The sequence below is a fragment of the Ectothiorhodospira lacustris genome (genome assembly GCF_022227785.1).
GTDB classification, from domain to species: Bacteria; Pseudomonadota; Gammaproteobacteria; order Ectothiorhodospirales; family Ectothiorhodospiraceae; genus Ectothiorhodospira; species Ectothiorhodospira lacustris.
Window position 1 is genome coordinate 25,130 of the sequence record NZ_JAJNQM010000019.1, and the last position, 16,484, is coordinate 41,613.

Below are 16,484 nucleotides of genomic sequence, written 5' to 3' on the forward strand. Positions count from 1 at the left end.
TCTCAAGCCCGTCATGTCATCAGGATGTGGCCGGAGCTGCTGCCGCCGGGGCGGTCCGTGCCGCCAACCGAGCATCCAGCACCCGCTTGCCCGCCAGGATGAAACCCAGGGCCAGGAAGGCGCCGGGGGGCAGGATCATGAGCAAAAAGCCCCGGTAATCGGGAATCAGGGTCAGTTCCATCCAGGCAAAGCCTTCTCCCAGCAGCAGCTGTGCATCGGCGAACAGGGTGCCGCTGCCGGGGATCTCGCGCACGGCCCCAAGGACCACCAGGATCACGGTAAACCCCACCCCCATGGCCAGGCCGTCCACCATGGCCCGGTGCACCGGCTGCCGGGAGGCGAAGGACTCGGCCCGCCCCAGGATGGCGCAGTTGGTGACGATGAGGGGGATGAACAGGCCCAGGGCCTTGTGCATCTCGTAAAGATAGGCGTTCATCACCAGGTCCACCAGGGTCACCAGACTGGCGATCAACAGGATGAATACCGGAATCCGCACCTCGGGTGTGATGATGGTGCGAAACATCGAAACCAGTAGCCCCGAGGCCACCATGACGAAGGTGGTGGCCAGGCCCATGCCCAGCCCGTTGGTGGCGGTCCCCGTGACCGCCAGCAGCGGGCAGAGGGCCAGCATCTGGGCCATGACCACGTTGTTGTCCCAGATACCGTCCCGGAACAGACGGCGATAGTCTTCAAGTAATGCCTTGGCCTGACTCATGACTCGGTCTCCGGCAGGTTCTGTGCGGGCTGCGCCTCATCTGGTGCCCGTTGCAACAGTTCCGACTGATGGGCATGGAACAGGGTCAGCCCGTCCCGCACCGCGTTCACCACCGCCCGGGGGGTGATGGTGGCCCCGGTGAACTGGTCGAAGGGGCCGCCATCCTTTTTCACCGCCCAGCGGGGGGCGGGCAGGGCATCGAAGCTCAGGCCGTCGAAGGACAGGATCCACGGATCACGGTTCACCTCGATCTTGTCGCCCAACCCTGGGGTTTCCTTGTGCTGCAGGACCCGCACGCCCAGAACCTCGCCGGCGGCATCCACGCCCATGAGGACATGGATGGGGCCGGCATAGCCCCGGCCCTGGACCCGGAAGGCCACGCCGGATACCCGACCCTCCTGCCTGGCCCGGTAGACCTCCAGGGAACGTCCGTCTTCGATGCGCAGGGTATGGGTATCCTCCTGGGGGCGGTTGTCATGCATCTGTGCGGGCAGGACCTGTTCCAGGGTACGGCGAAAGTCCTCGGCGCGGCGCTCGGCGATGGTGTCCCGGGTCTGCAGGTCGGCAATCACCAGCACGGCGCTGGCCAGCAGGGCGATGCCCCCCAGCAGGGTGGCCTGGTAGCCGACCCGCTTGCGATAGGTGGGTTGTGCCAGGGTGGTCATGGGCGTTTCTCCTGGGCCGGTGCCGTCGCTTCCGGACTTTTCATCGGCAGGGGCTTCCCGCGCCGGGTGCGGCCATAGGTACGGGGGCGCAGGTAGTGATCGATCAGGGGCGTGAGGGCGTTCATGAGAATCACGGCAAAGGCCGCGCCTTCCGGATAGCCGCCCCAGGTGCGGATGACATAGATGAGCAAGCCGCATCCGGCGCCGAACAACAGCCGCCCCCCCACGGTACTGGGCGAGGTGACCGGGTCGGTGACGATGAAGAAGGCCACCAGCATGGCGGCGCCGGAGAATAGGTGCAGACCGGGTCCGGCATAGCGTTCCGGGTCGATGAGCATGAATACGGTGGACAGGATCACGAGGGTGCCCAGCATGGCCACGGGGATGTCCCAGGTGATGATGCGCCTGGCCATGAGCAGAAGCCCCCCCGCCAGTAGCAGCAGGGCGGAGCCTTCACCCAGGCTGCTGGGTACGAAGCCCAGGGCCTGCTGAAGCGGGGCGTAGACCCCGGGCAGGGTCTCGGACAGCCCCAGATCCCGGCTGAAGCCGGTCTGGGTCTCGCCCAGCACGGTGGCGCCGGTGACGGCGTCGGGAACGGCGGTCAGGCCGAAGGTGATGGCCAGCCCTTCCAGAAAGCCGGGGGCGCCCGCTGAAAACAGAGGGGAAGGCGTGATCCAGGTGGTCATCTCCAGGGGAAATGACACCAGCAGGGCCACCCGCGCCAGCATGGCCGGATTGAACAGGTTCTGTCCCAGGCCGCCGAAGACATGCTTGCCGACGATGATGGCAAAGGCCGCCCCCAGCACGCCGATCCACCAGGGCGCCCACGGCGGCAGGGTCAGGGCCAGCAGCAGGCCGGTGACGATGGCCGAACCGTCCATCAGGAACGGCGACACCGGGCGCCTGGCAATGCGCAGGGACAGGGCCTCGAACAGGACGGCGGCCAGGATGGTGATGAGCAGCAGGTTCAGGGCGGGCCAGCCGAACAGGTAGACGCCGAAGGCGGTGGCCGGGAGCAGGGCGAGGGTGACCCAGCCCATGTTCCAGGCCACGCTGCCGGGGGCATGGGTGTGGGGTCCGCTGACGGGGGTGGTCTGAGTCATGGGTTAGGCCTTTGCCTCATCGGCGGCGAGGGTCTTGGGGGTCTCCTTGGCGGCGGCGGCCTTGGCGGCGCGGGCCGCCTTGGCTTCGTCGGCCTTGCGCTTGGCCGCCTCACGCTCGGCCTTGCGCCGTTCCGCCGCCTCGGCCTTGGCCCGGGCCTCCGCCTCCTGGCGTTCCCGACGTTGCTGGGCCAGGCGCTTGATCTCTTCCTGGCGGCGCTGCTGTTCCCGCCTGGCCCCCAGCACGCCCTTGGCGTGGTGAAAGTACTGCACCAGTGGGATATGGGAGGGACAGACATAGGAACAGGAGCCACAGGCCACGCAGTCCATCAGGCCGTAATCGACGGCGCCGTCCATGTCCTCCTTGCGAATCCTTGCCGCCATCTCCAGGGGCATGAGCCCGCAGGGGCAGGCGGCCACACAGCGTCCGCAGCGGATGCAGGGCATGGTTTCCCCGATGTTGATCTCTTCCGCGGTGAGGGCGATGATCCCGTTGCTGCCCTTGATGATGGGGACCTGGGCGTGGGGCATCACCTGGCCCATCATGGGGCCGCCCATCAGCAGGCGGGCCGGCGGTTGCCGGGTGCCGCCGCAATGGGCGAGCAGGTCCTCCACCCGGGTTCCCAGCAGGACCTCCAGGTTGGCGGGGCGCTGGACTGCGCCGCCGCCGACGGTGACGATGCGGGAAATCAGTGGACGGCGCATGCGCACCGCCCGATGCACCGCATAGGCGGTGCCCACATTGTGGACGATCACGCCGATGTCGGCCCCCAGCTTGCCGGCCGGGATCTCGCGGCCGGTGACCGCCTTGATCATGTGTTTTTCCGAACCCATGGGATAACGGGTGGGCACCGCCATGGCTTCGATGGTGTCCATCTCGTAGAGGCGTGCCTGCAGGGCGGCCAGGGCCTCGGGCTTGTTGTCCTCCACCACCACCAGGGCCCGTCTGGCCCCCAGGGCGTGACGTATGATGCGAATGCCGTCCACCACCTCATCGGTACGTTCCCGCATCAGGCGGTCATCGCAGGTGAGGTAGGGCTCGCATTCGGAGCCGTTGATGATGAGGGTGTCGATGTGATGTCGGGACCCCAGGTTCAGCTTGATGGCGGCGGGAAAGGTGGCCCCGCCCATGCCCACCACCCCGGCCTCGGCCACCCGCTGGGCGATGATTTCCGGTTCCAGATTCAGGGCATGTTCCGGGTCCGGCTCTTCCTGCCGGCGATCCTCGCCGTCCGGCTCGATGACGATGGTCTCCACCGGCAGGCCGCTGGGGTGGGGCGCGGGATGGGGTTCCACCGCCAGGATCCGTCCGGAGGTGGGGGCATGCACGGCCGCCGATACGGCGCCGTCGCCGCGGGCGATCATCTGGCCCTTAAGGACGGTGTCGCCGGCGGTGACCACCGGGCGCGCGGCGGCACCGATATGTTGCTGCACCGGCAGATAGAGCCGTGCCGGCAGGGGCAGGGGCTCGATCGGCAATCCGCTGGTGGCCTGTTTGCGGTCATCGGGATGGACGCCGCCCTTGAACGCGGGCCGCTTGCGCATAAAAAAGAACATGGGGAGCACCTTCAGGCCGATTTGGGTTTGGGCCAGTGCCAGCGGCGCAGGCTGGGGGCTTCCGGCACCAGGGTCAGGCCCTGGGTAGGACAGACCTCCACGCATTTGCCGCAGCCGTTGCAGGCCTCGGTGAAGACCGTATGAATCTGCCGATTGGCACCCATGATGGCGTCGGTGGCGCAGACCTTGTAGCAGCGGGTGCAGCCGTTGCAGTGGTCGGGATCGATCACCGCAAAGGCGGGGACTTCCTCGCCCATGGCAGACAGGTCCACGGTGATGTCCAACTTGTCGGCCAGTTGCTGGGCCAGGAGCTTGCCGCCCGGCGGACACAGGGTCACCGGAGCCGTGCGGCTTGCCAGGGCCTGGGCGGCACTGGGGCAACCGGGCAGGCCGCACTGACCACAGTTGGTCCCAGGCAGCATGGCCTCGATCTCGTCAACCAGCGGGTCCTTTTCCACCCTCAGGTATTTGGCGGCCATGCCCAGGCCGTAGCCCAGGAGCAACCCCATGGTGGTGAGGATGAAAATGGCGGAAAGCAGGGAAGGTTCCATCGGAAGTACCTCCTGTCGCGGTCAGGCGAAGTTGAGTCCGGCGAATCCCATGAAGGCCAGGGACAACAGGCCGGCGACGATGAAGCCAATGGGGGCGCCGGCAAAGGCCGCCGGCACGTTGCTGATGGCCAGACGTTCCCGCAGGGCGGCAAAAATCACCATCACAAGAGTGAAGCCCAGGGCCGCGCCCAGACCGAAGGTCACGCTCTGCAAAAAGCCGTGGCCCTCCTGCACGTTGAGCAGGGCCACGCCCAGCACGGCGCAGTTGGTGGTGATGAGCGGCAGGAAGATCCCCAGCACCTGATGAAGGGCGGCGCTGGTCTTGCGGATGACCATCTCGGTGAACTGCACCACGGCGGCGATCACCAGGATGAAGGACAGGATGCGCAAAAAGCCCAGGTCCAGCGGTGCCAGCACGAAATACTCCAGCAGCCACCCCGCCACGGAAGCCAGGGTGAGCACGAAGGTGGTGGCCAGCCCCATGCTCAGGGCGGTGTCCAGCTTGTTGGAGACACCCATGAAGGGGCACAGCCCCAGAAATTGCACCAGCACCACGTTGTTGACCAGGGCGGTGCCCACGAGTAGCAGCATGAACTCTGTCACGGTCGGATCCTTCGGTTCGGTTGTCGAAGAATCTGCATCTTGTGTGCCACTTGGTGAATGCGCGTTTCAGGTGCGCAAATCAACGGGTTTTGCGGGAGATTGCACCGTGCTGGTGCGGATTTTCCTGTGGGGATCGTGACAGTGAGCGTGGGGCAGGGCGGGTTCTGTGGGGAATCCGACAAAGACATACCCCTCCCAATCCCGGGGAAAGCTCCGACATTGTTGCTGGCCCGGATTTTGCTGGATATTCGTCAGGAACCCAGCCCAACTCACCCGGGAGATACACCCCCATGAGCCAACCCGATCAACCCGCCGTCGCGGGCCTGGCCGATACCATCCGCACCCCGGAGGGGATGCTGCCGGCGCGCCTGTTCTTTGAAGCGGTGGAGCAGTCCTCGGTGGCCATCTCCATCACCGACACCAAGGCGAGCATCCTCTACGCCAATCCGGCTTTCGAGCGGGTGACCGGTTACGGGGTGGGCGAGGTGATCGGGCGTAATGAATCCATCCTTTCGGACCGTCACACCCCCGGGTTGGTCTACGAGACCCTCTGGGGTCGGTTGCGTCAGCTCAAGCCCTGGTCCGGGGTGCTGGTCAACCGGCGTAAGGACGGCAGCCGCTATCTGGCGGAACTGAGCATCGCCCCGGTGCTGGATGCCCGGGGCCAGCTCAGCCATTACCTGGGCATGCATCGGGATGTGACCGAGATGCATCAGCTGGAACAGCAGGTACGCAATCAAAAGGCCCTGATCGAGTCGGTGGTGGATGCGGAGCCGGTGGCCATTGCCCTGCTGGATGAGGCCGGTCAGGTCGTGCTGGACAACCAGGAATACAAGAAACTGACCGGCGACATGGGCGGGCGCGAGCCGGCCCGGGAATTTCTCACCGCCCTGGCCGAGAGCATGGGCGATGCGTTCGAGACCGCCCGCAGCACCGGGGAAGGCTTCGTCGACCGGGAGGTGCAGTTCGATCCGGGCGGCGGCGCAGCCCCCCGCTGGTTTTCCTGTTCCGGTACCTGGTTCAAGGAACGGGACACCAGCGCGGATTCCTTTTTCGAGGCACGTAAGGCCAATTATCTGGTGCTGGTGGCCAAGGAGGTCACCGAGATCCGCCGGCGGCAGGAAGAGATGCGCATGAATGCCCTGCGCGCCCTGACCGCCGAGGGCGAGCTGGTGGAGAGCATGCGCGAGACCCTGGCAGGCGCCATCTACCAGATGCAGGGCCCGGTCAACATGATTGCCGCCGCCGCCCAGCTGCTGGAGCGTCGCCGTCAGGGGGAGGGCGGTACCGATCCCTTGCTGAATGTGCTCCAGGATGCCCTGGCCGCCGGGCGCCGGGCCTTGCAGACCCTGGAAGACTCTATGCCGGAGGAGCGGGATGAGCCCTTGGCCCCGGTCAACATCAATGCCCTGTTGCGGGAGGTGCTGGGGTTGTCCACCCGGCGCCTGCTGGCCGCCGGGGTGGTGGTGGACTGGCAGCCGGCGCCGGTACTGCCCAGTGTGCTGGGCCGGGAGGGGCGGCTCCGGGGCATGTTCAAGCAACTGGTGGACAATGCCCTGGACGCCATGGACAGCGCCACCGGCGGGCGCCGGGAGATCCGCATCCTCACCGAGTCCCGGGGCGATGCGGTACATGTGAGCATCCAGGATTCCGGCCCGGGCATCCCCGAGCATCTGCGCTTGCGGGTATTCGAGCCCTTTGTCAGCACCAAGGGCCGTTCCGGCGGTCGCGCCGGGATGGGCCTGCCCATGGTCCAGGAAGTGGTCAACCAGCATGCCGGTCTGATCGAGATTGATCCCGGCTGTCATGAAGGCTGCCGTATCCGCCTGCAGTTCCCCACCGCCGCACGACGACAAGACCCGAACTGACCCAGGGAAGCCTCATGGTAATGTCTTCTTCAGCCTTAAGAGAGAATGGCGGGCAGCGCGCCGATTTGGTGGAGATGCAGCTGGACGCCCTCTACCAGGTGAGTCAGGTGCTCAGCCGTTCGGCGGATCTTCACGAGATCCTGTCCGACGTACTCCACGTACTGCACGAAGCCGCCGACATGCAGCGGGGAATGGTGTCGCTGCTGGACCCTTCCAGCGGTGAACTGATGGTGGGTGCCGCTCACACCGGCCATCGTGAGCAACTGGAAAAGGTGCGTTACCGTCCCGGTGAGGGCGTGGTCGGGGCGATCCTCAAGGAGGGCGATACCCTGGTGATCCGACGTATCGCCGATGAGCCCCGGTTTCTGGATCGCTTGCGTCTGTATGTGCCGGAGTTGCCCTTCATCGGCGTGCCCATCCAGGTGGGGGACGAAGCTCCCATCGGGGTGCTGGCCGCTCAGCCGGCTGCCGATGATGGGCTGCTCACCGAGCGGGCCCGTTTCCTGGAGATGGTGGCCAACCTGTTGGCGCAGACCGTGCGCCGTGCCTGGGACCTGGAAAAGGAGCGCCAGGCGCTGACCGATGAGCGGGACCGTCTGCGCCGGGAGGTGCGCAGCGGGTATCACCTGGATAACGTGGTGGGACATTCCCGGGAGATGCGCCGGGTGTTCGAACAGGTGCGTCAGGTGGCCAAGTGGCATACCACGGTGTTGATCCGGGGGGAGACCGGCACCGGCAAGGAATTGATCGCCAATGCCATCCACTACAATTCTTCCCGGGCCAATGGTCCCTTCATCAAGCTCAACTGCGCCGCCCTGCCGGATAACCTGCTGGAAAGCGAGTTGTTCGGCCACGAAAAGGGGGCCTTTACCGGTGCCGTGGCCCAGCGCAAGGGGCGCTTCGAGCAGGCCGACGGCGGTACCATCTTCCTGGACGAGATCGGCGAGATCTCCCAGGCCTTTCAGGCCAAATTGCTTCGGGTGTTGCAGGAAGGTGAGTTTGAGCGGGTAGGAGGTACCCGTACCCTCAAGGTGGATGTGCGGGTGGTGGCGGCCACCAACCGCAATCTGGAAGACGAAGTGGAGCAGGGGGAGTTTCGCGAGGATCTGTATTACCGCCTCAACGTGATGCCCATCTTCCTGCCCGCCCTGCGCAAGCGCACTGAGGACATCCCGGATCTGGCCCGTTTCCTGGTGGGCAAGCTGGCCAGGGCGCAGGGGCGCCCCCTGGATATCACCGATGGTGCCATCCGCACCCTGATGCGCCATGACTGGCCGGGCAACGTGCGTGAGCTGGAAAATTGCCTGGAACGGGCGGCCATCATGAGTGAGACGGGAAGTATCGATCTGGATGCGATCCAGCTCACGGGGCTGGAAGAGAAGCTGCCGTCGGCGCGCAAGGCCGTCGCCCCGCCTCCGGAAACGGATCTGGATGATCCGGAGCTGGACGAGCGGGAGCGGGTGATCGCCGCCCTGGAACAGGCGGGCTGGGTGCAGGCCAAGGCGGCCCGTCTGCTGGGGATGACCCCGCGCCAGATCGCCTATCGGATCCAGACCCTGAAGATCCGCGTCAAGCAGTTCTGAGACCGGCCGGCAACCTGCTGATGCCCGTTCCCTTTTCTGGTACGCTTGGCGACTCGGTTCACCAGGCTGGCCTTCATGCGCACCCGTATCAAGATCTGCGGCATCACCCGACCTGAGGACGCCCGGGCCGCCGTGCAGGCGGGCGCGGACGCCCTCGGGCTGGTGTTCTACGCGCGCAGCCCGCGCGCTGTCACCCCGGACCAGGCCCGCGCCATTGCCGCCGTGGAAGCCCCGTTCGTCACCCGGGTCGGCCTGTTCGTGAATGCCGATGCCCAATGGGTGCGCCAGGTGCTGGCTCAGGTCAGCCTGGACCTGCTGCAGTTCCATGGGGACGAACCCCCCGATTACTGCGAGTCCTTCGGCCACGACTACCTCAAGGCCATCCCCATGGCCGAGCCTGTGGCCGTCGGCGAGTACATGGATCGTCATCCCAGGGCTCTGGGCTTTCTGCTGGACAGCCATGGCGCCGGCCAGGTGGGCGGGACCGGCAAGACCTTCGACTGGTCCAACTGGCCTACCCGGGCAACGCGCCCCCTGGTCCTGGCCGGTGGACTCCATCCGGACAACGTGGCCGCAGCCGTGCAACAGACCTGCCCCTGGGCGGTGGACGTGAGCAGCGGCGTGGAGTCGGCCCCGGGCCTGAAGGACCCGGAACGCATGACCCGATTCATCAGCGAGGTAGTACGTGTCGACCGTGATCAAGCCTGAACAGACGCCGGACTGGCGCGCCTTCCCGGATGCCCGCGGGCACTTCGGACCCTATGGCGGCCGTTTCGTTTCCGAGACCTTGATGGAACCCCTGCTGGAGTTGCAGGAGGCCTATCAGCGTTATCTCCAGGATCCCCAGTTCCTGGATGAGCTTGACCGGGATCTGGCCCATTACGTGGGGCGTCCCAGCCCCCTCTATTTGGCCGAGCGCCTGACTCGGGAGCTGGGTGGGGCCAGGGTCTATCTCAAGCGGGAAGACCTCAATCACACCGGTGCCCACAAGGTGAACAACACCATCGGCCAGGCCCTGCTGGCCAAGCGAATGGGTAAGACCCGCATCATCGCCGAGACCGGCGCCGGTCAGCACGGCGTGGCTACCGCCACCGTGGCGGCCCGCCTGGGGCTGGAATGCGTGGTCTACATGGGCGCCGAGGACATCCAGCGCCAGGCCCCCAACGTCTATCGCATGCGCCTTTTGGGTGCCCGGGTGGTGCCGGTCACCTCCGGTTCCCGCACCCTCAAGGATGCCCTCAACGAGGCCATGCGGGACTGGGTCACCCACGTGGACAACACCTTCTACATTATCGGCACCGTGGCCGGCCCCCATCCCTATCCCGCCATGGTGCGGGATTTCCAGGCCATCATCGGCCGCGAGGCCCGCGAACAGTACCAGGCGGCCGAAGGCCGGCTGCCCGATGCCCTGGTGGCCTGTGTGGGCGGCGGTTCCAACGCCATCGGTCTGTTCCATCCGTTCCTCGCCGACGAGGGGGTGGCCATGTACGGTGTGGAGGCCGCCGGTGACGGCATCGACACCGGGCGCCATTCCGCACCCCTGTGCGCCGGCAAGCCCGGTGTGCTGCACGGCAACCGCACCTATCTGATGGAGGACGAGGACGGTCAGATCATCGAGACCCACTCCGTCTCCGCCGGTCTGGATTACCCGGGGGTGGGTCCCGAGCATGCCTGGCTCAAGGATGTGGGTCGGGTGCAGTACGTGCCCATCACCGACCGCGAGGCCATGGAGGCCTTCCACCGCCTGACCCGCACCGAGGGCATCATCCCGGCCCTGGAATCCAGTCACGCCATTGCCTATGGCCTCAAGCTGGCGCCTACCCTGGACCCGGCGCAGGGCATCATCATCAATCTGTCCGGTCGGGGCGACAAGGACATCAATACCGTAGCCCGTCTGGAGGGGATCGAACTGTGAGCCGCATCGCCGCCCGTTTTGAAGCCCTTAAGGCCCGGGGTCGAAAGGCCCTGATCCCCTATATCACCGCCGGTGACCCGGAGCCGGGCAACACCGTGCCCCTGATGCACGAGATGGTGACCGCCGGTGCCGACATCATCGAACTGGGGGTGCCCTTTTCCGACCCCATGGCCGACGGCCCGGTGATCCAGCAGGCCTGCGAGCGGGCCCTGAAACACCGTACCAGCCTGCGCAAGGTGCTGGAGATGGTGCGTGAGTTCCGTCGCGACAACATCGAGACCCCGGTGGTCCTCATGGGCTATCTCAATCCGGTGGAGATCATGGGCTATGAGACCCTGGCCGAAGATGCCGCCCGGGCCGGCGTGGACGGTGTGCTGACCGTGGACCTGCCGCCGGAAGAGAGCGCGGAGTTGGCCGGCGCCTTGAAGCGCCACGGTATTGACCCCATCTTCCTGCTGGCGCCCACCAGCCATGAGGGGCGCATTCGCAGCGTGAGCGAAGTGGCTGCCGGGTTTGTCTATTATGTCTCCCTGAAGGGCGTCACCGGGGCGGCCACCCTGGATGTGGATGCCGTGGCGGAGAAGCTGGCCCTGATCCGTCGCCAGACCGCGCTGCCGGTGGGCGTGGGTTTTGGTATCGGCGATGCCGAAGCTGCCGCCAAGGTGTCCCGGATCGCCGATGCCGTGGTGGTGGGCAGTGTCCTGGTCAAGCGTATTGCGGCCAATGTCGATGATCCCGCCGCCGGGCGTCGCGAAGTGGCCCAGGTGCTGGCCGACATGCGCCGCGCCATGGATCAGGCCACCACCACGACCCCAGCCTGAGCCGGGATCCCGATTCATTCATCAAAACGTTGACGATCGCCCATGAGCTGGTTTGAAAAACTTGTTCCTTCCCGGATCCGCACCGACGCCACCAACAAGCGGGCGGTGCCCGAAGGCCTGTGGCTGCGCTGTGACGGCTGTTCCGCCACCCTGTATCGCCCCGAGGTGGAGCGTAATCTGGAGGTCTGCCCAAAGTGCGGTTTCCACATGCGCATCAATGCCCGGCGGCGCCTGGAGGCCTTTCTGGACGAAGGCGAGCGCCGGGAGATCGGTGCTCAGATCGAACCGGTGGACATGCTGAAATTTCGTGACAGCAAGCGCTACAAGGATCGCTTGGTAGCGGCCCAGAAGACCACGGGCGAGAAGGATGCCCTGCTGGTTCTGCAGGGCCAACTGTTCGGCATGCCGGTGGTGGCGGCGGCCTTCAACTTCAATTTCATGGGTGGCTCCATGGGCTCGGTGGTGGGCGAGCGCTTCGTGCGTGGCGTCAATGCCGCCATTGAGGCCCGCTGCCCCATGGTCTGCTTTTCCGCCAGTGGCGGCGCCCGCATGCAGGAGGCCTTGTTCTCCCTGATGCAGATGGCCAAGACCAGCGCCGCCCTGGCGCGCCTGAAGGAAGAGGGGCTGCCCTTCATCTCCGTCATGACCGACCCCACCATGGGGGGCGTGTCCGCCAGTCTGGCCATGCTGGGTGATGTCAACGCCGCCGAACCCGGTGCCCTGATCGGGTTTGCCGGTCCCCGGGTGATCAAGCAGACCGTGCGCGAGACCTTGCCGGAAGGCTTCCAGCGGGCCGAGTTCCTGGTAGAACACGGGGCGGTGGATCTCATCATCGATCGCCGGCAGATGCGGCCCCGCCTGGGCAAGCTGCTGGCCATGCTGACCCATCAGCCCGCCCCGGACGTGCCTGTACCGGTGGAGGAAGAAGAGCAGGCGGAGGGCGGTGCGGCAGAGAGCGGCCATGGCGCGGCGGATGGCGGTAGTGAAACGGGTACCCAGCCTTCGCCCCAGGGGCAGGGTAGCTGATGACCGCCCCGGCCATGGCCCGGTCGCGTCACCCCACGTTGGCGGCTTGGCTGGCCTGGCAGGAACAGGCCCATGCCCGGCCCATTGACCTGGGCCTGGACCGGGTGGCCCAGGTGGCCGATCGGCTGCAACTCAGGCCTGCCGGCGTCCCCGTCATCACCGTCGGCGGGACCAATGGGAAGGGCTCCACGGTGGCCATGCTGGAGGCTATTTACCAGGCGGCGGGATATCGGGTGGGCTGCTATACCTCGCCCCACCTGATCCATTACAACGAGCGCATCCGCATCGACGGCCTGCCCGTGCCGGACAGTCCCATCTGTGAGGCCTTCGAGGCCATTGATCGGGCCCGGGGCGAGATCAGTCTCAGCTATTTCGAATTCGGCACCCTGGCCGCCCTGTGGCTGTTCCACCGCGAACGGGTGGACGTGATGGTGCTGGAAGTGGGGCTGGGCGGGCGCCTGGACGCGGTCAATATCCTGGATGCGGACGTGGCTGTGGTCACCGCCGTGGGGATCGATCATCAGGCCTTTCTGGGGGATGATCGGGAGTCCATCGGGTTTGAAAAGGCCGGCATCTTCCGGCCGGGCCGGGTCGCCGTCTGCGGTGACGCCGATCCCCCCGGCCGCTTGCTGGCCCATGGCGCCCGGATCGGGTCCCGTCTGTTGCTGGCCGGGCGGGACTTTGCCCCGCTGACCGGATTGCGCATGGACACATGGCAATATCGGGGTGCGGGCCTGGTCCTGGAGGGTTTGCCTGCGCCCGCACTGTCCGGCGGTGTGCAGTATCGCAACGCCGCATCGGCGATCACGGCGGTGCTGTCCTTGCGTGAACGCCTGCCCGTGACGCAGGAGGCGGTCGGTCAGGGATTGACCGCAGCACGCCTGCCCGGCCGTTTTCAGTTGCTCCAGGAAGCCCCGGCGCTGTGGGTGGATGTGGCCCATAATCCCCAGGGCGCGGAAAGCCTGGCTATGAATTTGCTTGGCGTGCCCTGCCGGGGCCGTACCCTGGCGGTCATGGGCGTGATGGCCGACAAGGATGTCCACGGCATCGTGCAGCCCTTGCTGGATGTCATGCGCGGATGGCATGTGGCGGCCCCCCGCACGGAACGCGCCCTGGGGGCTTCGCAACTGGCAACCTGCCTGGCGACACTGACGCAGCAACCGGTGCAATCCCATGGGTCGGTGATCCAGGCCTGTCAGGCGGCGCTGGCGGAGGCGGGACCCGAAGACCGGGTAATCGTTTTTGGCTCCTTCTATACGGTGGCCGAAGTGCTTCAAGGGGATTTTTCCGGTCCGCCACGCTGACCCATCATGGGTTATGATTGGGTATATGCCCATATCGGCCGGAATTTTCAGGCACCTTCAAGGTCTTTTCCATGTCTGGCCAATCCACCAACACCAACCAGGAGTACAATCCGTGACCCAGATCGATATCGGTATCAAAGAACAGGACAGAGTCGAGATTGCCGAAGGCCTCAAGCGCCTGCTGGCCGATTCCTACACCCTCTATCTGCAGACCCACAATTTCCACTGGAACGTGGTGGGTCCCCAGTTCCGTGACCTGCACCTGATGTTCGAGGAGCACTACACCGAACTGGCCACCGCCGTGGATGACATCGCCGAGCGCATCCGCGCCTTGGACGTGCCCGCGCCGGGAACCTACAAGGAATTCGCCCGCCTGAGCAGCCTCAAGGAAGTGGAAGGCGTGCCTCCCGCCAAGGAGATGGTGGATCTGCTGACCGTAGGCCATGAGCAAGTGGTGAAGACCTGCCGCGACGTGCTCAAGCTCTCCCAGGAAGCCGGTGACGAATCCACCTCTGCGCTGGCCTCCGATCGCATGCGCACCCACGAAAAGACCGCCTGGATGTTGCGTGCACTGAACAAGTAAGACCGCACCCGGGTCCCTCGGGCGTGCCGAGGGACCCGGTGCTTGTGCGGTCGGCATGAATTTTCCCTTCTTTTTCCTTCAAAGTTCCGCATCACCCCTCCCGCGTCATTTCCATGGCAATCGCCCTTTGTCTTTTTGTGCCAATTAGGGGAACATTACGCCCTTGATCTGGGAATGGGTCCCCGGGGCCGGCTGGGCCGGGATCCATATGGGGTATCTCTCAACGCTCGGCGTTGACCCGGTGCATGACCGGGCCAGGGCGGAGCCTCATCCCGGCATGGGCGCCGCTTGCGGCGGTTGCCCGGCCGCTACCTTAAGGCAGAACAGACAGACTATGGCTTTGACGTTTCCGTTTTCAGCGATTGTCGCGCAGGACGAGATGAAACTCGCCCTCCTCATCTCTGCCATCGACTCCAGTATCGGCGGTGTGCTGGTATTCGGGGATCGAGGCACGGGTAAATCCACCACGGTACGTGCACTGGCTGCGTTGTTGCCCCCCATGGAGGCGGTCGTCAATTGCCCCTATGGCTGCGCTCCGGAAAAGCGGGCCGGCCTGTGCGGCGTCTGTGAAGGCCCCGGTGCCAAGGACAAGCCCAAGAGCCGCAAGGTGCCGGTGCCCGTGGTGGACATGCCCCTGGGTGTGACCGAGGACCGGGTGGTGGGTGCCCTGGATCTGGAGCGGGCCCTCACCCAGGGTGAGAAGGCCTTCGAGCCGGGCCTGCTGGCCCGCGCCCACCGCGGCTTCTTGTACATCGACGAGGTCAACCTGCTGGAAGACCACTTGGTGGACCTGCTGCTGGACGTGGCCGCCTCCGGCGAGAACGTGGTGGAGCGTGAAGGCCTGAGTATCCGTCACCCCGCCAAGTTCGTGCTCATCGGCAGTGGTAACCCGGAAGAGGGTGAACTGCGTCCCCAGTTGCTGGACCGCTTTGGTCTGTCCGTCGAGATCACCACCCCCACCGACCTGCCCACCCGTATCGAAGTGGTGCGTCGCCGTGATGCCTTCGAGAAGGACCCGGAAGGGTTTACCCAAAAGTGGAAGCGCCATGACGCCAAGCTGCGCAAGCAGATCGTTGACGGTCGTGCCCTGCTGCCTGAAGTGGTGGTCCCCGATGCCGCCCTGGAGCGGGCCGCTCAGCTGTGCCTGAAACTGGGTACCGATGGTCTGCGCGGCGAGCTGACCCTGATCCGCGCCGCCCGCGGCCTGGCCGCCTTTCTGGGTGACAGGGAAGTGACCGACGCGCATCTACGGCGTATCGCGCCGCCGGCCCTGCGTCATCGTCTGCGCCGTAATCCGTTGGACGATGCGGGTTCCACGGTGCGTGTGGAGCGGGCCATCGCGGAAATGTTCGACGCATGACCGATCTGCGCGCACCCGAACTGACACCGTGGGCGGCGGCCGCCATTGCGGCCGGTCTGTTTGCCGTCGATCCGGCCGGTTGCGGTGGTCTGGTGCTGCGTGCTCACGCCGGCCCGGTCCGTGAACGCTGGCTGGAACAGCTGCGTCAGCTGCTGCCGTCGACCTCTCCTATGCGCCGTCTGCCGCTGCACATCGCCGATGGCCGTCTGCTGGGCGGGCTGGATCTGGCCGCGACCCTCAAGGCCGGCAAGCCCATCGCCGAGCGTGGGCTGCTGGCGGAATGTGACGGTGGTGTCGCGGTGGCGGCCATGGCTGAGCGCCTGACCGTGGCCACCGCCGGTCGTATCGCCGCGGTGATGGATTCCCATGAGGTCCTGCTGGAGCGGGACGGCCTGGGTCTGCGGGTGCCCACCCGATTCGGGGTAGTGGCCCTGGACGAAGGTGTCACCGATGACGAGGTGGTGCCGGTGGTGCTTACCGACCGGCTGGCCTTCCAGGTGGATATCGTGCCCGTGGGTATCCGGGATGTGGACGAGCCCTTCTGGACCGTGGACGACATCGTTGCCGCCCGCAATCTGCTGCCTCAGGTGGAAGCGGGAGACTCGGTGCTGGAGGCCCTGTGCGGGGCCGCCATGGCGCTGGGGATCGCTTCCCTGCGCATCCCGTTCCTGGCCCTGAGGGTGGCCCGTGCGGCCGCCGCCCTGGATGGCCGCACCCAGGTCTCCGACGAAGACGCCACCCTGGCCGGGCGGTTGGTGCTGGCGCCGCGAGCCACTCGACTACCGCCCATGGAGCCGCCGGAGGATCAGCAGGAGGAGGCGCCACCGCCGGAG

Annotated in this window: 15 protein-coding genes and 1 pseudogene; 10 read left to right on the plus strand and 6 right to left on the minus strand. The window is 65.9% G+C overall.

The window, feature by feature from the left end; genetic code table 11:
- Window positions 1-19: 19 nt before the first annotated feature.
- The 6 genes from LQ952_RS05635 to rsxA are packed head-to-tail and all read right to left on the minus strand — an operon-like array spanning window position 20 to window position 5,191.
- On the minus strand, window positions 20-715 hold the full coding sequence (locus LQ952_RS05635; RefSeq protein ID WP_238621681.1) for an electron transport complex subunit E: 696 nt from the start codon (window positions 713-715) through the stop codon (window positions 20-22).
- Window positions 712-1,380 (minus strand): electron transport complex subunit RsxG, encoded by a 669-nt coding sequence (gene rsxG / locus LQ952_RS05640; protein ID WP_238621682.1) that lies wholly within the window; start codon window positions 1,378-1,380, stop codon window positions 712-714. Before rsxG ends, LQ952_RS05635 begins: the two co-directional genes overlap by 4 nt.
- On the minus strand, window positions 1,377-2,483 hold the full coding sequence (locus LQ952_RS05645; RefSeq protein ID WP_238621683.1) for an RnfABCDGE type electron transport complex subunit D: 1,107 nt from the start codon (window positions 2,481-2,483) through the stop codon (window positions 1,377-1,379). The genes rsxG and LQ952_RS05645 overlap by 4 nt, the downstream gene beginning before the upstream one ends.
- A 3-nt stretch (window positions 2,484-2,486) precedes the next feature.
- A complete protein-coding gene (rsxC, locus tag LQ952_RS05650) occupies window positions 2,487-4,037 on the minus strand; it encodes an electron transport complex subunit RsxC (RefSeq protein WP_238621684.1) in 1,551 nt (516 codons plus the stop codon).
- An 11-nt stretch (window positions 4,038-4,048) separates the two neighbouring features.
- The gene (locus tag LQ952_RS05655; protein ID WP_238621685.1) at window positions 4,049-4,588 is read right to left on the minus strand and encodes an RnfABCDGE type electron transport complex subunit B; all 540 of its coding nucleotides are present in this window, start codon (window positions 4,586-4,588) and stop codon (window positions 4,049-4,051) included.
- A gap of 21 nt (window positions 4,589-4,609) precedes the next feature.
- Complete coding sequence (gene rsxA / locus LQ952_RS05660) at window positions 4,610-5,191, minus strand: electron transport complex subunit RsxA (RefSeq protein WP_090207743.1); 582 nt, start codon at window positions 5,189-5,191, stop codon at window positions 4,610-4,612.
- A 290-nt stretch (window positions 5,192-5,481) separates the two neighbouring features.
- Between rsxA and nifL the strand changes: the two genes are divergently transcribed.
- The 10 genes and pseudogenes from nifL to bchD all read left to right on the plus strand — a co-directional run.
- Window positions 5,482-7,059 carry a nitrogen fixation negative regulator NifL gene (nifL, locus tag LQ952_RS05665; RefSeq protein ID WP_238621686.1) on the plus strand — a complete coding sequence of 526 codons (1,578 nt, stop codon included), beginning with the start codon at window positions 5,482-5,484 and terminating at the stop codon, window positions 7,057-7,059.
- Window positions 7,060-7,079: 20 nt separating this feature from the next.
- A complete protein-coding gene (gene nifA, locus LQ952_RS05670) occupies window positions 7,080-8,642 on the plus strand; it encodes a nif-specific transcriptional activator NifA (RefSeq protein ID WP_238621687.1) in 1,563 nt (520 codons plus the stop codon).
- Window positions 8,643-8,717: 75 nt separating this feature from the next.
- Window positions 8,718-9,350: a phosphoribosylanthranilate isomerase gene (locus tag LQ952_RS05675; RefSeq protein ID WP_238621688.1), complete on the plus strand. Its 633-nt coding sequence runs from the start codon at window positions 8,718-8,720 to the stop codon at window positions 9,348-9,350.
- The gene (gene trpB / locus LQ952_RS05680) at window positions 9,337-10,557 is read left to right on the plus strand and encodes a tryptophan synthase subunit beta (RefSeq protein ID WP_238621695.1); all 1,221 of its coding nucleotides are present in this window, start codon (window positions 9,337-9,339) and stop codon (window positions 10,555-10,557) included. Before LQ952_RS05675 ends, trpB begins: the two co-directional genes overlap by 14 nt.
- A complete protein-coding gene (gene trpA, locus LQ952_RS05685) occupies window positions 10,554-11,378 on the plus strand; it encodes a tryptophan synthase subunit alpha (RefSeq protein WP_238621689.1) in 825 nt (274 codons plus the stop codon). The genes trpB and trpA overlap by 4 nt, the downstream gene beginning before the upstream one ends.
- Window positions 11,379-11,420: 42 nt before the next feature.
- Window positions 11,421-12,404 (plus strand): acetyl-CoA carboxylase, carboxyltransferase subunit beta, encoded by a 984-nt coding sequence (gene accD, locus LQ952_RS05690; RefSeq protein WP_238621690.1) that lies wholly within the window; start codon window positions 11,421-11,423, stop codon window positions 12,402-12,404.
- Window positions 12,404-13,708 (plus strand): bifunctional tetrahydrofolate synthase/dihydrofolate synthase, encoded by a 1,305-nt coding sequence (gene folC, locus LQ952_RS05695; protein WP_238621691.1) that lies wholly within the window; start codon window positions 12,404-12,406, stop codon window positions 13,706-13,708. Before accD ends, folC begins: the two co-directional genes overlap by 1 nt.
- Before the next feature lie 112 nt (window positions 13,709-13,820).
- Window positions 13,821-14,291 (plus strand): Dps family protein, encoded by a 471-nt coding sequence (locus LQ952_RS05700; protein ID WP_238621692.1) that lies wholly within the window; start codon window positions 13,821-13,823, stop codon window positions 14,289-14,291.
- 334 nt (window positions 14,292-14,625) lie between these two features.
- Window positions 14,626-15,651, plus strand: a complete 1,026-nt coding sequence (gene bchI / locus LQ952_RS05705; RefSeq protein ID WP_238621693.1) for a magnesium chelatase ATPase subunit I — start codon at window positions 14,626-14,628, stop codon at window positions 15,649-15,651.
- Window positions 15,648-16,484 (plus strand): annotated as a pseudogene (gene bchD, locus LQ952_RS05710) (magnesium chelatase subunit D); the annotation flags it as partial. The gene bchI and the pseudogene bchD, both read left to right, overlap by 4 nt.